Source organism: Sphingobium sp. MI1205, assembly GCF_001563285.1.
Classification (GTDB): Bacteria; Pseudomonadota; Alphaproteobacteria; order Sphingomonadales; family Sphingomonadaceae; genus Sphingobium.
Genome location: NZ_CP005188.1, coordinates 67,501 through 89,062, shown reverse-complemented (window position 1 = coordinate 89,062; position 21,562 = coordinate 67,501). Strand labels below are relative to the sequence as shown.

At 61.0% G+C, this 21,562-nt stretch carries 23 protein-coding genes, 1 tRNA gene and 2 rRNA genes (1 of these 26 cut by a window edge); 13 read left to right on the top strand and 13 right to left on the bottom strand.

The window, feature by feature from the left end:
- Window positions 1-3: 3 nt before the first annotated feature.
- The 3 genes from K663_RS00465 to K663_RS00455 are packed head-to-tail and all read left to right on the top strand — an operon-like array spanning window position 4 to window position 2,789.
- Window positions 4-423, top strand: coding sequence for an OsmC family protein (locus tag K663_RS00465; RefSeq protein WP_062120063.1), 420 nt, complete (start codon window positions 4-6; stop codon window positions 421-423).
- Window positions 424-444: 21 nt separating this feature from the next.
- Complete coding sequence (gene cobT / locus K663_RS00460) at window positions 445-2,268, top strand: cobaltochelatase subunit CobT (RefSeq protein ID WP_062112734.1); 1,824 nt, start codon at window positions 445-447, stop codon at window positions 2,266-2,268.
- A gap of 50 nt (window positions 2,269-2,318) precedes the next feature.
- Window positions 2,319-2,789, top strand: a complete 471-nt coding sequence (locus K663_RS00455; RefSeq protein ID WP_062112731.1) for a GreA/GreB family elongation factor — start codon at window positions 2,319-2,321, stop codon at window positions 2,787-2,789.
- Window positions 2,790-2,850: 61 nt separating this feature from the next.
- Here K663_RS00455 and K663_RS00450 read toward each other — a convergent pair whose 3' ends face one another.
- The 3 genes from K663_RS00450 to K663_RS00440 form a co-directional block, all read right to left on the bottom strand.
- A complete protein-coding gene (locus K663_RS00450; RefSeq protein WP_062112727.1) occupies window positions 2,851-3,342 on the bottom strand; it encodes a Dps family protein in 492 nt (163 codons plus the stop codon).
- A 120-nt stretch (window positions 3,343-3,462) separates the two neighbouring features.
- Window positions 3,463-4,029 (bottom strand): TMEM165/GDT1 family protein, encoded by a 567-nt coding sequence (locus tag K663_RS00445; protein ID WP_062112724.1) that lies wholly within the window; start codon window positions 4,027-4,029, stop codon window positions 3,463-3,465.
- An 18-nt stretch (window positions 4,030-4,047) separates the two neighbouring features.
- Entirely contained in the window at window positions 4,048-4,380 is a 333-nt protein-coding gene (locus tag K663_RS00440) for a hypothetical protein (protein WP_062112721.1), read from the bottom strand.
- Between the two features lie 219 nt (window positions 4,381-4,599).
- On the opposite strand from K663_RS00440, the gene rpmG reads away from it, so the two are divergent.
- A complete protein-coding gene (gene rpmG / locus K663_RS00435; protein ID WP_007687342.1) occupies window positions 4,600-4,767 on the top strand; it encodes a 50S ribosomal protein L33 in 168 nt (55 codons plus the stop codon).
- Between the two features lie 180 nt (window positions 4,768-4,947).
- Here rpmG and K663_RS00430 read toward each other — a convergent pair whose 3' ends face one another.
- On the bottom strand, window positions 4,948-6,816 hold the full coding sequence (locus tag K663_RS00430) for a PhoX family protein (RefSeq protein ID WP_062112718.1): 1,869 nt from the start codon (window positions 6,814-6,816) through the stop codon (window positions 4,948-4,950).
- 148 nt (window positions 6,817-6,964) lie between these two features.
- Window positions 6,965-7,327 carry a response regulator gene (locus tag K663_RS00425; RefSeq protein ID WP_201026657.1) on the bottom strand — a complete coding sequence of 121 codons (363 nt, stop codon included), beginning with the start codon at window positions 7,325-7,327 and terminating at the stop codon, window positions 6,965-6,967.
- Between the two features lie 71 nt (window positions 7,328-7,398).
- Between K663_RS00425 and K663_RS00420 the strand changes: the two genes are divergently transcribed.
- From K663_RS00420 to K663_RS00400, 5 genes are read left to right on the top strand one after another with little or no spacing between them, the layout of a single operon-like run.
- Window positions 7,399-7,695, top strand: a complete 297-nt coding sequence (locus tag K663_RS00420) for a DUF3572 domain-containing protein (RefSeq protein WP_062112714.1) — start codon at window positions 7,399-7,401, stop codon at window positions 7,693-7,695.
- On the top strand, window positions 7,692-8,348 hold the full coding sequence (locus K663_RS00415; RefSeq protein ID WP_062112711.1) for a hypothetical protein: 657 nt from the start codon (window positions 7,692-7,694) through the stop codon (window positions 8,346-8,348). The genes K663_RS00420 and K663_RS00415 overlap by 4 nt, the downstream gene beginning before the upstream one ends.
- On the top strand, window positions 8,345-8,809 hold the full coding sequence (locus tag K663_RS00410) for a RidA family protein (protein WP_062112707.1): 465 nt from the start codon (window positions 8,345-8,347) through the stop codon (window positions 8,807-8,809). The genes K663_RS00415 and K663_RS00410 overlap by 4 nt, the downstream gene beginning before the upstream one ends.
- On the top strand, window positions 8,790-9,515 hold the full coding sequence (locus K663_RS00405; protein ID WP_083535783.1) for a glycerophosphodiester phosphodiesterase family protein: 726 nt from the start codon (window positions 8,790-8,792) through the stop codon (window positions 9,513-9,515). The genes K663_RS00410 and K663_RS00405 overlap by 20 nt, the downstream gene beginning before the upstream one ends.
- The gene (locus tag K663_RS00400) at window positions 9,508-10,641 is read left to right on the top strand and encodes a GNAT family N-acetyltransferase (RefSeq protein WP_062112703.1); all 1,134 of its coding nucleotides are present in this window, start codon (window positions 9,508-9,510) and stop codon (window positions 10,639-10,641) included. The genes K663_RS00405 and K663_RS00400 overlap by 8 nt, the downstream gene beginning before the upstream one ends.
- 3 nt (window positions 10,642-10,644) lie before the next feature.
- Here the strand turns inward: K663_RS00400 and K663_RS00395 are convergent, their stop codons facing one another.
- Window positions 10,645-10,941, bottom strand: coding sequence for an SEL1-like repeat protein (locus K663_RS00395; RefSeq protein ID WP_062120054.1), 297 nt, complete (start codon window positions 10,939-10,941; stop codon window positions 10,645-10,647).
- A gap of 198 nt (window positions 10,942-11,139) precedes the next feature.
- Between K663_RS00395 and K663_RS00390 the strand changes: the two genes are divergently transcribed.
- Window positions 11,140-12,417: a multidrug effflux MFS transporter gene (locus K663_RS00390; protein WP_062112699.1), complete on the top strand. Its 1,278-nt coding sequence runs from the start codon at window positions 11,140-11,142 to the stop codon at window positions 12,415-12,417.
- A 39-nt stretch (window positions 12,418-12,456) separates the two neighbouring features.
- Here the strand turns inward: K663_RS00390 and K663_RS00385 are convergent, their stop codons facing one another.
- On the bottom strand, window positions 12,457-14,073 hold the full coding sequence (locus K663_RS00385; RefSeq protein WP_062112696.1) for an amino acid permease: 1,617 nt from the start codon (window positions 14,071-14,073) through the stop codon (window positions 12,457-12,459).
- Between the two features lie 145 nt (window positions 14,074-14,218).
- On the opposite strand from K663_RS00385, the gene pgeF reads away from it, so the two are divergent.
- Complete coding sequence (gene pgeF, locus K663_RS00380; RefSeq protein ID WP_062112693.1) at window positions 14,219-14,977, top strand: peptidoglycan editing factor PgeF; 759 nt, start codon at window positions 14,219-14,221, stop codon at window positions 14,975-14,977.
- A gap of 333 nt (window positions 14,978-15,310) precedes the next feature.
- Here the strand turns inward: pgeF and fghA are convergent, their stop codons facing one another.
- From fghA to K663_RS00360, 3 genes are all read right to left on the bottom strand, one after another.
- Window positions 15,311-16,159: an S-formylglutathione hydrolase gene (fghA, locus tag K663_RS00370; RefSeq protein ID WP_062120052.1), complete on the bottom strand. Its 849-nt coding sequence runs from the start codon at window positions 16,157-16,159 to the stop codon at window positions 15,311-15,313.
- A gap of 9 nt (window positions 16,160-16,168) precedes the next feature.
- Window positions 16,169-16,552: a VOC family protein gene (locus K663_RS00365; protein WP_443018980.1), complete on the bottom strand. Its 384-nt coding sequence runs from the start codon at window positions 16,550-16,552 to the stop codon at window positions 16,169-16,171.
- Window positions 16,553-16,728: 176 nt separating this feature from the next.
- On the bottom strand, window positions 16,729-17,838 hold the full coding sequence (locus tag K663_RS00360) for an S-(hydroxymethyl)glutathione dehydrogenase/class III alcohol dehydrogenase (RefSeq protein ID WP_062112686.1): 1,110 nt from the start codon (window positions 17,836-17,838) through the stop codon (window positions 16,729-16,731).
- A gap of 252 nt (window positions 17,839-18,090) precedes the next feature.
- On the opposite strand from K663_RS00360, the gene K663_RS24735 reads away from it, so the two are divergent.
- Window positions 18,091-18,366, top strand: a complete 276-nt coding sequence (locus tag K663_RS24735; protein ID WP_235589472.1) for a LysR family transcriptional regulator — start codon at window positions 18,091-18,093, stop codon at window positions 18,364-18,366.
- Window positions 18,299-18,709: a LysR substrate-binding domain-containing protein gene (locus K663_RS24730; protein ID WP_062112683.1), complete on the top strand. Its 411-nt coding sequence runs from the start codon at window positions 18,299-18,301 to the stop codon at window positions 18,707-18,709. The genes K663_RS24735 and K663_RS24730 overlap by 68 nt, the downstream gene beginning before the upstream one ends.
- A 163-nt stretch (window positions 18,710-18,872) precedes the next feature.
- On the opposite strand, the gene K663_RS00350 is transcribed toward K663_RS24730, so the two are convergent.
- The 3 genes from K663_RS00350 to K663_RS00340 all read right to left on the bottom strand — a co-directional run.
- A tRNA-Met gene (locus K663_RS00350) sits at window positions 18,873-18,949 on the bottom strand.
- Window positions 18,950-19,076: 127 nt separating this feature from the next.
- Window positions 19,077-19,191: ribosomal RNA gene (rrf, locus tag K663_RS00345) — 5S ribosomal RNA — on the bottom strand.
- A gap of 128 nt (window positions 19,192-19,319) precedes the next feature.
- Window positions 19,320-21,562 (bottom strand): 23S ribosomal RNA (locus tag K663_RS00340); it runs 552 nt beyond the window's last position.

Below are 21,562 nucleotides of genomic sequence, written 5' to 3'. Positions count from 1 at the left end.
GCCATGATCGTCGTCGAACGCATCGCGCCCGATGGCAGCGCACACCGGATCAGCATCCGTGGGCATGAGCTGATCGCGGACATGACCGCGCCGGACGGGCATGATGAAGGCCCCGATCCGCACGATCTCTATGATTCGGCGCTCGGCGCGTGCAAGGCGATGACGATCCTGTGGTATGCGCAGCGCAAGAGCATCCCGGTGGAAGGCATTCATGTCGGCGTGACCCGCGACGCAAGTCAGGAACGGGATGGCATCTACAAGCTGACCACGCGCATTGCGCTGAGCGGTCCCCTGACCGACGAGCAGCATGACACGCTGATCGGCGTTGCGGCGCGCTGCCCGGTCCATAAGCTGATGAGTGAAGTGGAGACGCGGATCGAGACCATCGCTGTTCCATATGTGGGCGAAGGCGAACGACCGTGAGCAGCGCGAGCGCCAACATCGATGGCTGAACGGTCGCCCCTCGACGCGTTCAAGGATGTGCTGTCCGGCGCGGCCCGCTCGATCGCGCGCGACGCGGAAGTGGAAGTCGGCTTCACAGCCGACGCGCCGCATATGGCTGGCAAGGCGATCAAGGTGCCAACGCCGGGCCGCAACCTGCCCGCCGATCAGGTCGCACTCGCCCGCGGATTTGCGGACGCCAATGCGTTGCGCCTGCGGCACCATAATCTGCGCATGCATAATGCGGCAGCCCCCGCCGACGCCACCGCGCGCGCTGTCTATGACGCGGTCGAGCAGGCGCGGGTGGAGGCGATCGGCGCGCGGGCGATGGAGGGCGTGCGCGCCAACCTCAATCACGCGCTGGAACTGCGGCTGCGGTCAGACCCGCTGCGGCGGGCACGTTCAGCGGACGAAGTGCCACTGTCCACCGCGCTGGCGCTGAAGGTGCGCGAGCGGCTGACGGGGCAGGAAATACCCAAGGACGCAGCCGGTGGGATGGCGATGGTGGACGCGTGGATCGAGGAAAAGGCAGGTGCCGATCTCGACGCGCTCACCATGGCGATCGACGACCAGCGCGCCTTCCAGAAGCTTGCCCAGGCGATGCTGGAACATTTGCAGCTGGTCGAAAGCGATGTGCCGCCCGAAACCGATGAGGAAGAGCCGCAAGAAGGCGAAGACCAGGAAGAGCAGCAGGAAGAAGGCGACTCCGGCGAAGAGGAGGCCGGCGACAGCGATATGAACGCCGAGGCCCGCGCCGAAGACCAGGGCGGCGAAACCGAGGACGGCGAAACCGAATATAGCGACGATTTCGACGCCGACAGTGAGGAAGGCGCCGACGATATGGGCGATGAGGGCATGATGCCGGTCCGCCCGAACCGTCCGCTATCCGACCTGCCGCCCGGTTTCGACTACAAGCCCTACACGACCAGGCATGACGAGGTGGTGACCGCTGACGACCTGTGTGATGAGGATGAGCTCAATCGGCTGCGCGGGTTCCTCGACCAACAGCTTGTCAGCCTGCAAGGCGCGGTCACCAAGCTGGCGAACCGGCTGCAACGGCGACTGATGGCGCAGCAGTCGCGCTCCTGGGATTTCGATCAGGAAGAAGGCCTGCTCGACGCAGCGCGGCTGGCCCGGATCGTGATCGATCCGACGCGCTCGCTGTCCTACAAGGTGGAGCGGGATACGGAATTTCGCGATACGGTGGTCACGCTGCTGATCGATAATTCGGGATCGATGCGGGGGCGACCGATTTCGATCGCCGCGATCAGTGCCGACATCATGGCGCGCACACTGGAACGCTGCGGCGTCAAGACCGAGATATTGGGCTTTACCACCCGCGCCTGGAAAGGGGGCCAGAGCCGCGAGGACTGGTTGGCCGCCGGGCGGCCGCCGATGCCGGGACGGCTGAACGACCTGCGGCACATCATATACAAAAAGGCCGATGAGCCCTGGCGCCGGGCGCGCAGGAATCTGGGCCTGATGATGCGCGAGGGGCTGCTGAAGGAAAATATCGACGGCGAGGCGCTGCTTTGGGCGCACAGCCGATTGATTGCGCGTAACGAAGAACGCCGTATCCTGATGGTGATTTCCGATGGTGCGCCGGTCGATGACTCAACACTGTCGGTCAACAGCGGCACCTATCTGGAGCGTCACCTGCGGCAGGTGATCGAGTGGATCGAAAATCGGTCGCCCGTTCAACTCGTGGCGATCGGTATCGGTCATGACGTCACCCGCTATTACAGGCGCGCGGTGACGATCATGGACGCCGAGCAGCTGGGCGGCACGATGGTCGAGCAGCTCGCCGGGCTGTTCGACGAGGATTGAAAGCCCGCCTGGGGCACCCAATCTCGAACGGATATTCTCAGGAGATTTTTATGAGCGTCGCCTTTCGCCGCGAAAGCGATGAGGAGCATCTGGAGCCCACCTTCGAAATCCCACTACCGCCCGGTCCCAATTGGGTGACGCAGCGCGGGCTTCGGCTGACGCGCGAAAAAGTCGAGGCGCTGGAAGCCGCCGAGACCGCGGACATGACGGAGGATGAGGCAAAGAAGCTGAAGCGCGAGTTGCGTTACTGGCGCACCCGGCTGGCGACGGCGGAACTGCGGCCAGTGCCGGATGGAGGAGCAGTGGCATTTGGGACGCGCGTGGCCTACCGCCTCAACGGCCAGACGAAGACCATCTATATTGTCGGCGATGATGAAGCGGATCCCAATGATGGGCGCATCAGCTTCTCTTCGCCCCTTGCCCGCGCAATGATGGATGCCGAAGCTGGGGAGCAGGTGGATTTTGGCGGGAAAGCAAACTCTGTAGAGATACTTTCGATCAGCCCTGTCGAGGAGGCCTGATCCCTTTCATGCGCGCGGAGGGAGCCGGCTATGTCCCGGCCCCTCCGCGTCGAACGGCTGATCAGGCGTTCCGACCTGCTTCGAACAGGAACCAGGCGCGCTCTTCGGCCTGGTCGGTCCAGTCGTCGATAATGCCTTCGGTCGCATTATCGCCCGCTTCGGTGGCCGCGCTCTTGGCGGCGCGCAGCGATTCCACGAGCCGCAGATTATCCTCGCGCAGTTCGTTCAGCATGTCGCCGGGGCTGACATACTCCGCGTCATTATCCGTGATCGACTGGTGGCGGCCAATGTCACCCACGGAACGCAACGTGGTATTCCCGGTCTTGCGCACGCGCTCGGCAATCGCGTCGGTCGTGGCCAGAATCTGAGTCGCCTGCTCGTCGAACATCAGATGATAGTCCCGGAAATGCGGGCCGGACACATGCCAGTGGAAATTCTTGGTCTTGAAATACAGCGCATAGCTGTCCGCCAGCACGCCGTTAAGCGCCTGGGCCACTGACTTGGTGGCGTTGCTGCGCAGGTCCGTGGGGGTCTTGAGGTCGGGGGCTGTCATGCTGTGCTCCTGGCTCGTCAAATTGGTTTCGGCAGTATAATGATCTGATGCCGATATGGTGCCATGGCCAGCTGCGAATTTCCTGCTGAAATCCTCGTTCAGTCTGATGCAGCCGCTCGATCAGACCAGCCGCAGCGCGGTGACGGCAAGCATAACCGCCAGAATCAGGGTCAGCGCACCGCCGCCATAACGAATGGCGCGAACAGGCAGGACATGCAGCAAGCGATCCCGCAGCAGCACGGCCGGAACCAGCGCAGCCATCACACCTATCGCACCTCCAGTGGCGGCAAGGACAGGATCAGCGGTGCGCGTGGCGACGCCCAGGATCAGGAATTGCGATCCGTCACCGAACCCGAGGATGAAGAGCCCCAGCGCATTCGTCAAAAACGGGCCGGTCGGCCACTGGTCCAACGGATCGGGCTCCTTCACTCGCCAGAGCAGACCAAGGCCAAGGAACAGCAGGGCGAGGGCGAGGAACAGCAGCCGGGCATCCGCGCCAAGCATCGGCGCAACGAAGGCGCCAGCGGCTGCGGCAATGGCGGCATTCGCGACGACGGCCACCAGCACCCCCGCGATAATCGCGCCGTCCCTTCCGAAACGGGCGGCAAGCGCCATGACCAGCAGCTGGTTCCTGTCACCTATTTCCGCCAGGAAGCATCCGAGCAACGTGGTCAGCAATGCATCCATAAGCGCCGGTTGTGCGCGTCAGAGAGAAAGCGAAGATCCGGCCACGGCGGCCGGCTTGACCGCGATAGTCATGGGAATGACCTGCGCATCGGGCATCTCTGCGGCGATGGCGTCGCGCATCAGGTCGAGATAGGACAGGATGACCGGCCCGGTTCCCTGAAGGGACAAGGCGGACTGAAGCGTGTCGGCAAGACCTTCCACACCGTCGATCTGATAGGCGCGGGCAATATGACGAATCTGGTCCACCTCATCTCGCAGCCGTACAAGACTGACATGCCCCCGCTCGCTAGCGAGGCCGTCTACACGGCGCAGCAAGTCTGCAAGAATGGCCAGCATCGGATCATGTCGCATGGGAAGTCTCCCCCTATCCTGTCGCTCCGATGGCATCATGCAACGGAACGGGTTAAGGCCGCGTAAAGTCTAGCATGGCGGCTCGACTCTCGCCACGCGCGCCTTGACATTATCCCGAATCTCCCTCATGGGCGGCTGCTGAAACGGGGCGGCCCTTTTTCGAAAGAATTGGGGGGCCGCTTTTCTTTTTCACGATATTTACGACCAGGAACCAGGGCCATGGCCAAGCCAGCAACCGTCAAGATTCGCCTCGTCAGCTCGGCTGACACCGGATTCTTCTATGTTACCAAGAAGAATCCGCGCACGAAGACCGAGAAGCTGAGCTTCCGCAAATATGACCCGGTCGTGCGCAAGCATGTCGAGTTCAAGGAAGCCAAGATCAAGTGATTTGATGGCGGGTCCGCCCGCCTCAATCCATTTGATCAGCTGAAAGAAGAGGCCCGTCCCCATGAGGGAGCGGGCCTTTCCTTGTTGCCGTGCCACGTCTGCGCCCTTGCGGATCGGAATTGCCGGGAAGCCTGATATGCAGGCTTCCCGGATCCGTCCGAACGGCAGGCGGGACGACGATCAGTTACCGACTGGCTGGCCGTCGGTCCGCGTGATCACCACGGTCGATGAACGCGCCACTTCCCCAGCGACCGGCCAGTCGCCCGTGGGATGCTGGATGTTGACGAAGAAGGTCTTAAGGTCGGGCGTATAGGCAAGGCCGGTGATCTCGCAGCCCAGCGGCCCCACCAGGAAGCGCTTGGACTCCTTGCTGGTCTGATCGACATAGAACATCGCATTATGGCCGAAGGCCTGGTCGATGGTCGTCCCGGTCACGCCCGAATTGCCGGGCACGCTGTGGTCGGTCTGGACCCACAGGCGACCCTGGGGGTCGATGCGGATGCCGTCGGGGCTGGAGAAGGTATCGCCATTGATGTTGCCCACCAAGTTGGCGCCGCCCGAAGCGAGGCTGGGATCGCCCGCCAGCAGGAAAATTTCCCAGGTAAAGCTCGTCGCCAGGGGCGAATCATTCTGTTCCTTGAACTTGATGATGTGGCCATGGAGGTTGCGGGTGCGGGGGTTGGCCGCGTCCGTGACCTGACGGCCGCTATTGTTGGTGAGCGTGCAGTAGATCGCGCTGTTATCCGGCGCGACGGTCAGCCATTCGGGACGGTCCATCACGGTGCCGCCTGCCACGCGCGCCGCTGCCTTCGTATTGATGAACACATCGGCCCGGCTGTTGAAATCGATGGTGACTGGCGTGGGAGGCGTAGTGCTCTGGCTGATATTGCCGGGGTCGGACGCGCCGGGAAGCAGGCCATTCTGCCCCTGTTCCAGCGCACGCCATTCGCCCGTGCCGTCGGCGTTGAAACGCGCGACGTAGAGCGTGCCATAGTCGAGCAGCTCGGCATTGGCCGCCCGGTTGGATGCGCTGTAGGCGCGATCGGGCACGAATTTGTAAATGCAGCCCGGCGTAGCATCATCGCCCATGTAAAAGGCCGTACGACGGTCGCTGTCGGCCATGTAGGCAACATTTTCATGGTCGAATCGGCCCATGGCGGTGCGCTTGGTCGGGGCGGCCAGCTCCTGATAGGGATCGATCTCGACAACCCAGCCGTAATTTTGCTCAGGCTGAGTGGGATCGAGGTAATTGTCGGTCGTTTCCTCACAGGTCAGGTAGGTGCCCCAGGGCGTACGGCCCGAGGCGCAGTTGTTCAGCATGCCCTTGATGGTGCCGGACAACTGGCCAGCGGCGGGACCGCCCGCCCGATAGCTGCTGTTGCCGGTGTAGCGCTTGTTGAAGGTCGATCCGGCCTTGACCGCCCATTTCCCGTCAGCACCCTTGGCCACTTCGACGACCGAAATACCGACCGCCGAAAGCGCCAGCGCCTTCTGATCCGCCGTGGCGGTCGCGGCATCGTAGCTGCCCGAAAAGAGGATGTTGACGTCCGGGAACTCATGGTTGATGGCCAACAGGCCGCCGACATTGGCGTCTGTTCCCGACAGTTCAAAATATTCCATGCCGTCATGATTGCCGCCGGCCCATTTTTCGGCGTCTGCGGGCGTCGGGAAGCTGCCCGAATAGGCAGTGCCTGCCTCAACCGAATCACCAGCCTTCAGCAGCACATCGACGGTGTAGCCGGTGGGCACGGTGACCGTATCGTTCTGGTTCGCGGCGACCGGGGCAAAGGCGATGGCATAGCTGGGCGCGGGCGTAGGAGTCGGCGTGGGGCTGGGCGAGGGTGTCGGCGACGCGGATTCGTCGTCATCGTCACAGGCGGCCAACGCACCGAGCATCGGCAGCATGGAAAGGCCAAAAATGCCGTTCTTCAGAACGGAGCGGCGACCGGGATTGGCGGCAACGATGGCCTCCAGGCAATTGTCGCCAGCGTCGATCGTGGGTTCGGCAGCGCGAAATTGCGCGCGCGCCTCGTCGGTGAGGTGAGACATGGATATACCCTTTTGCGGATCGGACTATCGACGAGATGCCGCGTCCTTGCCACCGGGCTTGGCAGGAGTGCGTGAAATCACGGCTTCATTTGAGGGACATAGCCGTGAAATGCCGATGACGATCCTGTGACAGCCATCATAGCCTGCCCTACAGCAGGGCGTTCACCTGCTCGATGAAGCGAAGCACGGAAATAGGCTTCGATACATAGGCCTGCGCCCCAGCGCCGCGTATCCGGTCTTCGTCTCCCTTCCCGGCATAGGCGGTGACAGCCATGATCGGCACAGGCGCCAGCCGGGGGTCTCGCTTCAGCGAGATGATGAGGTCAAGGCCGCTGACGTGGGGAAGATGAATGTCGGTGATCACCAGGTCGGGGCGAAAATCCAGCGCTTGTGCCACGACGTCGCGGCCATCGCGCAGCGGCAACACATCATGGCCGTGCGCGCGCAGCAGATCGCAAAAAAGTTTGAGATTGAGTTCGTTGTCCTCGACAACGAGCACGCGCTTTGCCACCAGTCACCCGCGTTCAATGATGCGCATTTGAAAAGCGCGCTGATACAACTGCCCCTTGCCGAGAATCAATCATGCGTCCCGAAAATCCCGATGGCAAGCAGCAAGCCCCGGCCGATGGTGAAGAAGCTGGCACGCTGGCGCTGATGGCGCTGGCCTGGACCCTGAATGATGAGCGGCGGGCCGAGCGGCTGCTGGCGCTGACGGGCCTCGACGCCGACGCGCTGCGGGCCGGGATCGGCAACCGGGCAGTGTTGAGGGCGGTGCTCGAATTCCTGGCGGATCACGAGCCGGACCTGATCGCCTGCGCCGATGCGCTGGGCATCGAACCGGCGGCGCTGATCGCTGCCAGACGGGAGTTAGGCCGATGAGTCGGCCCTTGATCATCACGGATTGCGACGAGGTGCTGCTGCACATGGTCGTGCCCTTCCGCGAATGGCTGGACGAGCATCATGACGTCCATTTCGACATGCGCGAGCGCGGCTTTGCCGAAGCGCTGCGTCACAAGGACAGCGGCATCCCGCTGGAGCGCGAGCTGGTTTGGCAGCTGCTGGTCGGGTTTTTCGACACGGAAATGCACCGGCAAAAGCCGATATCGGGCGCAGTGGAGGCGATAGCGCGGCTGTCGCGCATCGCCGACATTGTGGTGCTGACCAATATTGGCGAGCGTCACCATGAGCAGCGCGTAGAACAGCTGGCGGCTCACGGGCTGGATTTCCCGGTTCATTGGAACCATGGACCGAAGGGACAGCCGCTCGCAGCGATCGTGGAAGAACGCCGTCCGCCTGTCGCCCTTTTCATCGACGATCTGGCCGAACATCATCAATCGGTCGCACAGCATGCGCCGGGCATATGGCGACTGCACATGGTCGGCGAGCCGGAGATCGCGGGAGAAATCGACGCCGCCCCGTTCGCCCATGCCCGTATCGATGATTGGGCATCCGCCGAAGCATGGATAGCCGCGCGCATAGGTGAAGGCCCCGCCCCTTCAAACCTTGATCTCTCCGATGGAGCCACTGCATGAGTATTGAAGCCCGCATCGCCGAACTCGGCATCACCCTGCCGCAGGCCGCCGCACCCGTGGCCGCCTATGTTGCGACCATAGAGGTCAACGGCCTGCTGCATATCTCCGGCCAGATTTCGCTGTCCGATGGCCAGTTGATGACGGGCCGCCTTGGCGAAGATCGGGATCTGGACTTTGGCGTCGAGGCGGCACGCGCCTGCGGGCTGAATCTAGTCGCCCAGATGAAAGCCGCGCTCGGCAGTCTCGATCGGGTCGAACGGATCGTGAAGCTGGGCGCATTCATTTGCAGCGCGCCCGACTTCACCGACCAGCCTAAGGTCGCCAACGGCGCGTCCGAACTGATGGTCGAGATATTCGGCGAGGCGGGCAAGCATACGCGCAGCGCGGTCGGCGTCTCCGTACTGCCGCTTGGCGCGGCGGTTGAGATCGACGCGGTTGTCCTTGTCCGGCCCGCGGCCTGACCTTTCCTTCCTGACCGCCCGGCCCTTCGCCCATCGCGGGTTGCATGGGCCGGGGATCAGCGAAAATGGCTTGGTCGCCTTTCGCGCCGCCGCCGCGCAAGGCTATGGCATCGAATGCGACGTTCGGCCCAGTCGCGATGGCGTGGCGATGGTCTTTCATGATGCTGCGCTGCTGCGAATGACCGGTGCTGACGGGCAGCTTTCGAATTTTTCGGCGGAAAAGCTGGACCAGATACCGCTGACCGACGGCAGTTACATTCCCCGGCTGGGTGCACTACTGCAATTATGCGGATCGACCGTGCCGCTGCTGATCGAACTCAAGGTGACGGGTCGCCATGTCGGTCCGCTCTGCGCCGCCGTCGCCCGCGATCTGGCGCGCCATCCCACCGCCCTGGCGGCAGTCATGTCCTTCAACCCCGTCGCCATGCGCTGGTTCGCACGGTGCATGCCGGGAACCTTGCGAGGGCTGGTCGTAACGGAACAGGGCTCCCAGGGCTGGCGCGGCGCGGCTCGCCGTGGCCTTGCACTTTGGGTGGCGAAACCCGATTTTATCGCCTGTGACATCCGCGACCTTCCTTCTCCCTTTTCAAAAGCAGCGCGCGACCGGGGCATGGCCGTGCTGACATGGACCGTCCGCACGCAGGATGATCGCGCCACTGCGGCGGCGCACGCCGATCAGATCATATTCGAGATCGCGCGTGACTGAATGCGTGGCGCGGGTGGCCGGGGGCGTGGCGGATGTGCCGCGTGATCAGTGGGATGCCTGCGCCGGGACCGGCAATCCGTTCATGAGCTGGGATTTTCTGACCGCGCTGGAGCGATCAGGCAGCGTCGGCCCCGGCACCGGATGGCAGCCCTTGCCGCTGTTGATCGACAACGCCGATGGGCAGGTTGCCGCCGCCGCTCCGCTCTATGGCAAAACGCATAGCCATGGCGAATATGTGTTCGATCATGGTTGGGCCGATGCATGGGAGCGCGCCGGGGGGCAATATTATCCCAAGATTCAACTAGCCGCCCCCTTTTCGCCGGTTCCCGGCCCCCGCCTGTTGCTGCGCGATCAGGCGCTCGCCCCGGCGCTGATCGCGGGCATAGAGACGCTCATCGAGCAGAACGATTTGTCGTCCGCCCACGCAACTTTCATCGAGCCGGGCCAGGTGCCGCTTTTCGAGGCGGCGGGTTGGCTGATCCGGGAAGACAGCCAGTTTCACTGGGTCAATCGCGGCTATAAGGATTTCGACGATTTTCTCGCGACATTATCCAGCGCCAAACGGAAAAATATCCGCAAGGAGCGGGCGCGGGCTGTAGAGGGGTTGGAAATCGTCCATCTGACAGGCAGTGATCTCGATGAAACGCACTGGGACGCCTTCTGGCAATTCTATCAGGATACCGGGTCGCGGAAGTGGGGACGGCCCTATCTTACCCGATCCTTCTTTTCGATGCTGGGCGAAAGCATGGCCGATCGCGTGCTGCTGATGCTGGCGAACAGGCAGGGCAGGCCGATCGCCGGGGCGCTGAACCTGATGGGAGCGGATGCCCTCTATGGCCGCTACTGGGGCTGCGTTGAGGACGTACCCAATCTGCATTTCGAACTATGCTATTATCAGGCGATCGATGTAGCCATCGCGCGCGGCCTGTCGCGGGTAGAGGCTGGCGCGCAGGGCAGTCACAAGCTGGCGCGGGGCTATGGGCCTGAACCCACCTATTCCGCGCATTTCCTGCCCAATCCATCTTTCCGGCGGGCGGTGGCGGATTTTCTGGCGGCGGAGCGAACAGGCGTTCAGCGCGACCGCATCTGGCTTTCCGAACGCGCGCCCTTTCGCAAGGGCGGGTGAAATTCAGGCGGCGCGCAGCTGGGTCGATGCGATCCACGCGCGGGCCTGCCGCTGGGCTTCCGCGATTTCGCGCGCGGTCATCTCTTCGGCAATCTCCGCCCGCATCGCCTGCCCTTCCTCGCTGCCGCGCAGGGCCGCAAGGTTGAACCATTTGTGCGCTTCGATAAGGTCAACCGGCTTGCCACCGGTGCCGCAGCTATAGGCGACGCCGAGGTCAAAACAGGCCTCCGCCGACTCCCGTCCTGTGCTCGACAGGCGGCTTTCCATCAGAAATTGTGCGCTCTTCAAACTGTTCGCCACGACCGAATCCCCTCTATGGACTTCGACATAATGGTTTTCGACAGGCGCCACGGTGCACCGGCAGGCGATAAAAAATGGTTAACGCATATTCGCCGTTGCGAAAGGAAGGCCGCATAAAAGCGCGGTCAGCACGGTTAATACGACGGATCGTCCGATCTATGACTGGCATACGGGATGGATTCTCCCCATAGCCGCCCGATGACCAACCTTCCTTCCTCGGTCGCCCCCGCACAAACGGTAAAGGACATCGGCTTCCGCGAATTTGTGGTGTTGAGCGCCTGCCTGATGGCCATGAATGCGCTGTCCACCGACCCCATGCTGCCTGCGCTGCCGGACATTGGCCGCGATCTGGCGATCAAGGTAGCCAATGACCGGCAGCTCATCATAAGCATCTATTTTCTGGGCCTGGGCATCGGTTCCCTGCTGTTCGGGATCCTGTCTGACCGCTTCGGACGCAAGCCTGTGCTGGGGAGCGCCCTTGCGTTGTTCATTGTGTCCACCATCGGCTGCGCGGCGGCGCAAAGCTTTCCCATGCTGTTGACGGGTCGTTTCCTGGCGGGCTTTTTTGCAGGCGCGAGCCGGGTGATCGCCGTCGGGATCATCCGCGATCGGTTCAAGGGCGATGCGATGGCCAAGGTCATGTCGCTGATCCTCGCCGTGTTCATGCTGATCCCGGTGATGGCGCCCAGCTTCGGCCAGGTCATATTATGGTTCGCGCCATGGCGATGGATCTTCTGGGTCCTGGCAATCCAGGCGGCTTTGATCCTGCTGTGGATGATCGTGCGCATGCCGGAAACATTGCGGCTGGAGAACCGGTTGCGGATGGACGCTTCGACCATTTTCCGCACCATGGGCGCGGTGATCACCCATCGCAGCGCGGCGAGCTATATGCTTGCCAGCGGCATGATGATGAGCGGGCTGATCGGCTTCATCCTGTCGGTGCAGCAGATATTCTTCGACATTTTCCATGCACAGACCATCTTTCCGATCGCGTTCGCGGTGATGGCTGGCAGCATGGGCGTCGGCAGCCTGCTGAACAGCCGGCTGGTGTCGCGCTTTGGCGCGCGGCGGCTGAGCCAGGGCGCCGTGCTGTCGATGATCTTGATCGGCTTCATCCATGTGGCCGTGATCGTCACCGGGCAGGAGACGATATTCACCTTCATGTTCTTTCAGTCAGCGACGATGATGGCGGTGGCCTTCACGGCCTCCAACTTCGGCGCGATCTCGATGGAACCCTTCGCCAAGGGCGCGGGCGCGGCTTCGTCCTTTCAAGCCTTTCTGACGACGGCGGTTTCCAGCGCATTGGGCAGCGTGGTGGGGCGCGCGTTCGACGGCACCACCCTGCCTTTGGCCCTGGGCATGCTGATATTCGGCAGCGCGGCGTTACTGATCGTACTGTTCGCCGAAAGAGGCAAGCTGTTCACCCGCCCCCGGCATGACGCCCTGCGGCAAGCGGAATTTGATACGCCCCATTGAAGAAAAGGCGGTGGATCGCTCCACCGCCTTTCCAAGTCGTCAGGCGTCGTGGCCACCCGGCGTGTGCGCGCCGGGCATGGGCGGCACGGGCTGGGGAGGAATGCCGGGATCCTGTTCATGCGTTTCAACGACGCCACGCGCCACATGGCTCTTGTGATAGCCATAGAGGAAATAGAGCAGCAGCCCCACCCCGCCCCACAGCGGAAGCACCATCTGCGCATCGACGGGCAGGTTGAAGAACAGGAACAGACAGCCCAAACCAGCCGTCGGCGCAATGACCCAAACCATCGGGGTGCGGAAGGGGCGAGGACGATTGGGATCGCGCACGCGCAATACCAGCACCGCGATCGACACCATGAAGAAAGCGAAAAGCGTGCCCGAATTGGAAATGTCCGCCAACTGGCCGACGGGCAGCAACGCAGCGCCGATCGCCACGAACACGCCGGTCACCATGGTCACGATGTGCGGCGTCTTGAAACGGGGATGGATGCTGGCGAGCTTTTCGGGCAGCAGGCCATCGCGCGCCATCACGAAGAAGATGCGGGTCTGGCCGAACATCATCATCAGGATGACCGATGGCAGAGCCAGATTGGCGGCTAGCCCAAGAGCATTACCCACGACCGTCCAGTTGATCGCACGCAGGACATGAGCCAGCGCCTCGTTGGAGCAGACCAGATCCCCAGCATGGGCCGCGGTGGCGCAGGCGTCGACGAAACCCTTCGAGCCGGGCGCGACGACCGATCCGTCCAGGCCCAGAACTGGCTGCGCGCCGATCGCACCGATCGCACCGGCTGCCACCAGCAGGTAGAAGATGGTGCAGATCACAAGGCTGCCGATCAGGCCAATGGGCACGTTGCGCTGCGGGTTCTTGGTTTCTTCCGCCGCCGTGGACACGGCATCAAAGCCGACATAGGCAAAAAAGATCGAGGCAGCAGCGCCAACGACCCCCATCCCGCTCGTGCCTTCCGGCCCGAACCAGCCATTGGGTGTGAAGGGCGAGAAATTACCGGTGTCGAGTACGGGGAGCGTCAAGGCGATAAAGGCGGTCAGCGCGGCCACCTTGATCGCGACCAGTACGGCATTGACCCGCGCGCTTTCGGTCGTGCCGAGAACCAGCAAAGCCGTCACGGCAAGAGCCACCACGATCGCGGGGATGTTGACGACGCCATGGGAAAAATCGGCGTGGGGAATGAAGCCGTTCATGGTCCACGTTGGCCCGGCAGCCAGCGCCTGTGGCAGCTCAAATCCAGTAAGACTTTTCATCAGTCCCATGAAATAGCCGGACCATCCGACCGAAACCGCGCTGGCGGCGACGGCATATTCCAGGATCAGCGCCCACCCAACCATCCAGGCAAGCAGCTCGCCGACGACCGCATAGGTGTAAGTATAGGCAGAACCGGAAACCGGCACCATCGACGCAAGTTCGGAATAGCAGAGCGCGGCAAAGGCACATACCGCGCCCGCGATCACAAAGCTCCACATCATGCCCGGGCCAGCCTTTTGCGCGGCGGCGGCGGTCAATACGAAAATGCCGGTGCCTATGACAGCCCCGATACCCAGAAGAGTCAGCTGTACCGGCCCCAATGTGCGGGTCAGCGATTTTTTCTCCGCCGTGGCCAATATGGCGTCCAAAGGCTTGATGCGCCCGAAAATCATGCGTGGAGCCCTTTATCTTTGATGTCTTTTGCCCGAACGACGCATTGGCCGTTCCCCAACATTATGGGAGTGGAGACTATCGCTTAATATGGCGCGCGCAAGTATGTTGCGCGGTCATTGCCACACTTGTCCGAAGGAGCCCTTGATGGTCGAACTGCTGCGTGCCGCCAGCCTGCAGGATGTGCTGCATGGTTTTGCGGGCCGCGGGGGCGGAGTATCTACGGGCGTGCATGCAGGGTTGAATGTAGGGCTGGGGTCTGAAGACGAACGCGACGCCATCCTGCGCAACCGCGACCTTGCGCGGGACGCGCTGCTTCCCGGCGCGACCCTGGTGACTGTGCGGCAGGTCCATTCGCCAGATGTGGTCACGGTGACCGGCCCCATCGCCGAAGCAGATCGCCCTGCCGCCGACGCAATGGTGACAGACCGGCCAGGCTTGATCCTTGGCATTTTGACTGCGGACTGCGTTCCTGTCCTCCTCGCGGATCGCGAAGCGGGGGTAGTGGGCGCCGCGCATGCTGGCTGGAAAGGAGCGATGGCCGGCGTGACGGACCGATCGGTCGCCGCGATGGAGAAACTGGGCGCCCACCGCGATCGGATCGCCGCTGCAATCGGGCCCTGTATCGGCCGCGCCTCTTATGAAGTGACGCTGGATTTCGCGCGCAACTTTGAAGAGCAGGATGGCGAGAACAGCCGCTTTTTCACGGCAGGGCGAGAGGGCCATTGCCAGTTCGACATCGCTGCCTATGTGGCCGCCCGCCTTGCTGGTGCGGGTGTCGAGCGGATCGAAATGCTCGATCAGGACACCTATAGCCAGCCTGAGCGCTTCTTCAGTTATCGCCGCGCCTGCCACCGCGGCGAGCCGAGCTATGGACGACAGATTTCCATGATCGCCTTGCGCTGATAGCGATCGGGGAAGGCAATTCCTCACGCTTGCCTTCCCTTGGCCGCGCTCGGGCATAACGGGTCAGCTAGCGGACAGGCCCGGATTGACCCCTGTGACCTGAATGGAGAGATCCCAAAGCCGTCGGGTGGCTTCGATGTCGCGGGCATCACGATTACGGGACCAGCGCTCCGCGCCTATCGGCGGCTCGGCTTGCTCGACAAGATCAGGGAAAGGGGCACGATCACAGACAGGTCCCGAAGCTACCATTACGACGAGCTGATCAGCGACATGCCAGCTTGGCCGACAATCGTCCTTCCGTGCCCGCGCGATCGACAACCGTGATCTGCACCATCACCGCGCTCCCTGGGTGAGCCGTTCCGCATGCCAGCGCAGATGATCGGCCATGAACGTGGAAATGAAATAATAGCTATGGTCGTAACCCTCGCGCATGTTGAGCGACAGGTTGATGCCAGCGGCGTTGCAGGCGGCGCGCAGATATTCGGGTCGCAGTTGTGCCTCCAGAAACTGGTCGGCTTCGCCTTGGTCCACAAGAAGGTCGGGAACACGCGCGCCATCCTCGATCAACGCAACGGCATCATGCTGGCGCCACGCGGCACGATCATCCCCAAGATACGCGGCCAGGGCTTTGCGACCCCAAGGCACCTGCGAGGGAGCGACGATCGGCGCAAAGGCACTGACGGCCTTGAAACGTCCCGGATTGCGCAGAGCGATCGTCAGGGCACCGTGGCCGCCCATGGAATGGCCCATGATCGACTGCCGGCCCATATCCGCCGGAAAGTTCGCAGCCACGACCGCGGGCAATTCCTCCGTGATGTAGGACCACATGCGGTAGTGGCGGGCAAACGGCTCCTCACGCGCATCGACATAGAAGCCAGCGCCAAGGCCAAGGTCATAGGCGCCATCGGGATCGTCCGGAACATCTTCACCGCGGGGCGATGTGTCGGGCGCGACCAGGATCAATCCCAGCTCTGCGCACGCCCGCCGGTACTCGCCCTTTTCCATGACATTTGCATGGGTGCAGGTCAGCCCCGAAAGATACCAGACGACCGGCAGGATCTGGCCTTGCTCATGCGGAGGTACGTAGACCGCAAAGGTCATGTCCGTGCCCGTGGATGAGGAGGCGTGCCTGTATACGCCCTGCAGCCCACCAAATGCGCGATTGGCGCTGACCTGTTCCACAATCATCCGTCAGTTGCCGTCCACAAAGGCGTAGGCGCAGACCTTGTTGCCCGCAGGGTCGCGCAGATAGGCGGCATAGGCGCGGGGCAGATGCGCGCGTGGGCCAGCGGCACCTTCGTCCCGGCCGCCAGCGCCGAGACCCACGGCATGGAAAACATCGGCTTCGGCCGGACTGCTCGCGGCAAATCCAACGGTCACGCCATCGCTCGACGGCGCTTCGCCATTGCCGGGACGCAGCACCAGCAGGGTGGGCTGGTCCTTGCCATGCAGTGTTATGCTATCACCGAACGGACATATTCCGTACACCCAGCGGAGCCAGCGCGGCGTCATAAAATGCGGCTGATGCAGCAAGGTCTCTCGCGCCAAGACAGGTGTGCGAAAATAGGCCGTCACCAGATATCACTGCCATTCCATCCTCCATCTCGTTCGAAATTGGGCCTGCCCAGCGGGAATGCACTGCTGTTGTGTTGATGACGTTCCCTTTCGCCAAGCTGCGAGACGTCAGCCGGGCATATTCTGGTCGGGGCGATTGCCTGCTGCTGCTGATCGCCCCTGAAAGGACGGGCGGATCAGAACACTACGACGCTGCGTATGCTTTCGCCGGCATGCATCAGGTCGAACCCCTTGTTGATCTCCTCCAGGGTCAGCACATGGGTGATCATCGGGTCAATCTCGATCTTGCCGTTCATGTACCAATCGACGATCTTTGGAACATCCGTGCGCCCCTTCGCACCGCCAAAGGCGCTGCCTTTCCATACGCGGCCGGTGACAAGCTGGAACGGCCGGGTAGAGATTTCCTTGCCCGCTTCGGCGACGCCGATGATGATGCTTTCGCCCCAACCCCGATGACAGGCTTCCAGCGCCGTACGCATGACGTTCGTATTGCCGGTGCAGTCAAACGTATAGTCGGCGCCGCCGCCGGTCAGTTCGACCAGATGCTGGACGAGGTCGCCATCAACCTTCCCCGGGTTAACGAAATGGGTCATCCCGAAGCGGCGACCCCATTCTTCCTTGGAGCCATTGATATCGACGCCGATGATCATGTCGGCACCCGCCAGCTTTGCGCCCTGAATGACGTTGAGGCCAATGCCGCCAAGCCCGAATATGATGACGTTTGAACCGGGCGTCACCTTCGCGGTCTTGACAACTGCGCCCACGCCGGTGGTGACGCCGCAACCAATGTAGCAACTCTTGTCGAAGGGCGCGTCTTCCCGGATCTTCGCTACCGCGATCTCCGGCAGCACGGTGAAGTTGGAAAAGGTCGAGCAGCCCATATAGTGGAAGATCGGCTGTCCCTTGTAGGAGAAGCGGGTGGTGCCGTCAGGCATCAACCCTTTCCCCTGGGTCGCGCGGATGGCCGTGCACAGGTTGGTCTTGCCCGACAGGCAGCTTTTGCACTGCCGACATTCGGGGGTGTAGAGTGGAATGACATGGTCGCCAGGCTTCACCGAAGTCACGCCCGGACCAACTTCACGGACGATCCCCGCCCCTTCATGCCCCAGGATCGACGGGAAAATGCCTTCGCTGTCGAAGCCGTCGAGCGTATAAGCGTCAGTATGGCAGATGCCGGTCGCCATGATTTCGACCAGCACTTCGCCAGCCTTGGGGCCTTCCAGATCGACTTCCACGATTTCCAGGGGCTTCTTTGCTTCAAAGGCAACGGCTGCGCGCGTCTTCATTTATGAGATTTCCTCAAGTCATTGGCTGTCGATCAGAAGCGGGTCGCAGATAGCAGGAATCTGCGGCACAGGCGAACATCTCCCGCAAGCTGTTCATGCAGATGTAGAGCGCCTTCAACACACCCTCTCTCCCTATTTTTATTACTAATCCCAGCAGCCTGATCGCTGCCAGCTGATAATAAGCTATTTTCGTAAACCATTATGTCACAATTGGGATAAATCATGTCGCAGTGGTAGGGGCTTGACGAGTTCATGGCCGTCGCGAGCGCCAGCTCCTTTACAAAAGGCGCCAGGGCGATCGGCAAGTCCCCCACTCATGTCAGCCGCGTCATCCAGGCGCTGGAATGGCGGGTGCAGGCGCAGCCTTTCCATCGTACGACCCACATCGTCCAGCTGACCGACACAGGCCACGTCTTCTATGAACGCTGCCAGAGAATATTGCAGGAAACAGAGGAAATCATTGCCCCCGTCCAGCTACCCTGCGCGCACGGGACTTCCCGTCAGCATAGAGGATCTCGCACAGCATGAGTGTATCGCGGGGACCAGCGGCTCCTGGCATTTCAATGCCGCCGGCCAGGACGTGGTTCACCATCCCAAGGGCCGCTTTCGCTGCAACAGCGGACAGGCCGTCATCCACGCGTGCGTATCGGGCTTCGGCATTTGCCAGCTGCCTCATTTCTATGTTCTGTCCTATCTGGATCATGGCATGGTGACGTTGATATTGGAGAAGTTCCAGCCGGAAAATGAGACGATCTGGGCTGTTTATCCGCAGCGCCGCCATCTTTTGCCAAAGGTTCAGCAGGTTGTTGAGAGGCTTGAACTGGAATTGGGCCAGGCAATCAACTCATCGAAATCGTATCCGGCTGCATGAACAGCTGATCGGAGACAATGGATCGATCGAAGCTCGTGCTGCTCTCCAGCTTTGGGTAGAGTCCGACGACAAGGATTTGGATGGGCCACCGTCCGTGATTTTGGGCCGCATTGTCAGCAAACGAAAACGCCGCCCATGAGGGCGGCGTTTTCGGTCTGGGTATTGGTTGCGGGAGCAGGATTTGAACCTGCGACCTTCAGGTTATGAGCCTGACGAGCTACCGGGCTGCTCCATCCCGCGTCACCGATATTGTGCTTTGAGGGACCGGGTGTCCGGTTTTTCCCTTGAAGCGCAAAAGGGCGGCTTTATGGGCCGCCCTTTTTTTGAGATGTGAATGGGTTTGTTGTTTCAAAGCGCAAGCTTCAATGCCTGGCGACGCCCTACTCTTCCGGGGCTTGAGCCACAGTACCATCGGCGCAGACTGGTTTCACGGCCGAGTTCGGGATGGGATCGGGTGGGTCACAGACGCTATGGTCACCAAGCAATGAAGCTTGCGCTTTGGGTTGTTAATCGATGCCGTGCACGCATGTTTGTACTTGTATCTGGCTTGAGGTGATCACCACGCTCAATGACTGATGCTGTGTCCAGCATTGTCATTGATGGTGGGACTCTCAGGCGCGATCAGAGCAATTAGGACCGGTTAGCTCCATATGTTACCACACTTCTACATCCGGCCTATCAAGGTCGTGGTCTACGACCGCTCGAAGAAATCTTATCTTGAGGGAGGCTTCCCGCTTAGATGCTTTCAGCGGTTATCCCGTCCATACATAGCTACCCTGCTGCGCCCTTGGCAGGACGACAGGTACACCAGAGGTATGTTCAACCCGGTCCTCTCGTACTAGGGTCAACTCCTCTCAAATTTCGACGCCCACGGCAGATAGGGACCAAACTGTCTCGCGACGTTCTGAACCCAGCTCACGTACCACTTTAATTGGCGAACAGCCAAACCCTTGGGACCTGCTCCAGCCCCAGGATGTGATGAGCCGACATCGAGGTGCCAAACGATTCCGTCGATATGAGCTCTTGGGAATCATCAGCCTGTTATCCCCGGCGTACCTTTTATCCGTTGAGCGATGGCCCTTCCACGAGGGACCACCGGATCACTATGACCGACTTTCGTCTCTGCTCGACTTGTCAGTCTCGCAGTCAGGCGGGCTTATGCCATTGCACTCTAACAGACGGTTTCCAACCGTCCTGAGCCCACCATCGCGCGCCTCCGTTACTCTTTAGGAGGCGACCGCCCCAGTCAAACTACCCGCCACAGAGGGTCCCTGCACCGGATAACGGTGCGAGGTTAGACATCAGAAAACAACAGGGTGGTATTTCACCTATGGCTCCACCAGATCTGGCGACCTGGCTTCAAAGCCTCCCACCTATGCTACACAGTTCTTTCCTAATGCCACTCTGAAGCTGCAGTAAAGGTGCACGGGGTCTTTCCGTCTAACCGCGGGTACTCCGCATCTTCACGGAGAATTCAATTTCGCTGAGCATATCCTGGAGACAGTGGGGAAGTCGTTACGCCATTCGTGCAGGTCGGAACTTACCCGACAAGGAATTTCGCTACCTTAGGACCGTTATAGTTACGGCCGCCGTTTACCTGGGCTTCAATTCAGTGCTTGCACACCTCCTCTTAACCTTCAGGCACCGGGCAGGCGTCAGGCCCTATACGTCGTCTTGAAGCCGACTTAGCAGAGCCCTGTGTTTTTGCTAAACAGTCGCTACCCCCTGGCCTGTGCCCCCCACAAAAAGTTGCCTTGATGTGGGGCCTCCTTCTTCCGAAGGTACGGAGGCAATTTGCCGAGTTCCTTCAGGATACTTCTCTCAAACGCCTTGGTATACTCTACCATTCCACCTGTGTCGGTTTAGGGTACGGTCTATACGGAGGGGCTATTTCCTGGGACAACTTCCCTGCCTGGACCAATCCAATAAGGCCAGACAAGTTACGCCATCCGTCACACACCTCCAGGCCCACGAATATTAACGTGGTTCCCATCGACTACCCCCTTCGGGCTCGTCTTAGGGGCCGGCTTACCCTGCTCAGATTAGCTTTAAGCAGGAACCCTTGGAATTTCGGCGACAGTGCATCTCACACTGTTAATCGCTACTCATGTCTGCATTCGCACTTCCGATACCTCCACGACCCATTACCAGATCGCTTCAACGGCCTACGGAACGCTCCGCTACCGCGTGCAGTAAACTGCACACCCTAAGCTTCGGTGCATCACTTTAGCCCCGTTACATCTTCGCCGCAGGATCTCTTATTTAGACCAGTGAGCTGTTACGCTTTCTTTAAAGGATGGCTGCTTCTAAGCCAACCTCCTGGTTGTTTTGGAAATCCCACATGCTTTCCCACTTAGTGATGACTTGGGGACCTTAGCTGTAGGTTAGGGCTGTTTCCCTTTTGACGACGGACCTTAGCACCCGCCGTCTGTCTGCCGGACTAGACTCGTTGGTATTCGGAGTTTGGTTAGAGTTGGTAGATCTCGCGACCCCCGCATCCATCCAGTGCTCTACCCCCAACGGCAATCATCCGACGCTCTACCTCAATAGATTTCGCGGAGAACCAGCTATTTCCCGGCTTGATTGGCCTTTCACCCCTAAGCACAACTCATCCGATAATTTTTCAACATTAAACGGTTCGGTCCTCCAGTGCGTGTTACCGCACCTTCAACCTGGTCATGCATAGATCGCCGGGTTTCGGGTCTAATGCATCATACTCTGTCGCCCTGTTCAGACTCGCTTTCGCTGCGCCTACACCTAACGGCTTAAGCTTGCATGATACACTAAGTCACAGACCCATTATGCAAGAGGTACGCGGTCAGGTCTCAAGGACCCTCCCACTGCTTGTAGGCA

Excerpts from the sequence above, each read along its gene's own strand:
- K663_RS00415 (WP_062112711.1), top strand. The coding sequence starts at position 7,692 with ATGAGTCGGCCCTTGATCATCACGGATTGCGACGAGGTGCTGCTGCAC.
- cobT (WP_062112734.1), top strand. The coding sequence starts at position 445 with ATGGCTGAACGGTCGCCCCTCGACGCGTTCAAGGATGTGCTGTCCGGC.
- K663_RS00455 (WP_062112731.1), top strand. The coding sequence starts at position 2,319 with ATGAGCGTCGCCTTTCGCCGCGAAAGCGATGAGGAGCATCTGGAGCCC.
- K663_RS00385 (WP_062112696.1), bottom strand. The coding sequence starts at position 14,073 with ATGATTTTCGGGCGCATCAAGCCTTTGGACGCCATATTGGCCACGGCG.
- K663_RS00360 (WP_062112686.1), bottom strand. The coding sequence starts at position 17,838 with ATGAAGACGCGCGCAGCCGTTGCCTTTGAAGCAAAGAAGCCCCTGGAA.
- K663_RS00420 (WP_062112714.1), top strand. The coding sequence starts at position 7,399 with ATGCGTCCCGAAAATCCCGATGGCAAGCAGCAAGCCCCGGCCGATGGT.
- K663_RS00410 (WP_062112707.1), top strand. The coding sequence starts at position 8,345 with ATGAGTATTGAAGCCCGCATCGCCGAACTCGGCATCACCCTGCCGCAG.
- K663_RS00445 (WP_062112724.1), bottom strand. The coding sequence starts at position 4,029 with ATGGATGCATTGCTGACCACGTTGCTCGGATGCTTCCTGGCGGAAATA.
- pgeF (WP_062112693.1), top strand. The coding sequence starts at position 14,219 with ATGGTCGAACTGCTGCGTGCCGCCAGCCTGCAGGATGTGCTGCATGGT.
- K663_RS00430 (WP_062112718.1), bottom strand. The coding sequence starts at position 6,816 with ATGTCTCACCTCACCGACGAGGCGCGCGCGCAATTTCGCGCTGCCGAA.
- rpmG (WP_007687342.1), top strand. The coding sequence starts at position 4,600 with ATGGCCAAGCCAGCAACCGTCAAGATTCGCCTCGTCAGCTCGGCTGAC.
- K663_RS00390 (WP_062112699.1), top strand. The coding sequence starts at position 11,140 with ATGACCAACCTTCCTTCCTCGGTCGCCCCCGCACAAACGGTAAAGGAC.
- K663_RS00440 (WP_062112721.1), bottom strand. The coding sequence starts at position 4,380 with ATGCGACATGATCCGATGCTGGCCATTCTTGCAGACTTGCTGCGCCGT.
- K663_RS00465 (WP_062120063.1), top strand. The coding sequence starts at position 4 with ATGATCGTCGTCGAACGCATCGCGCCCGATGGCAGCGCACACCGGATC.
- K663_RS24735 (WP_235589472.1), top strand. The coding sequence starts at position 18,091 with ATGGCCGTCGCGAGCGCCAGCTCCTTTACAAAAGGCGCCAGGGCGATC.
- K663_RS00450 (WP_062112727.1), bottom strand. The coding sequence starts at position 3,342 with ATGACAGCCCCCGACCTCAAGACCCCCACGGACCTGCGCAGCAACGCC.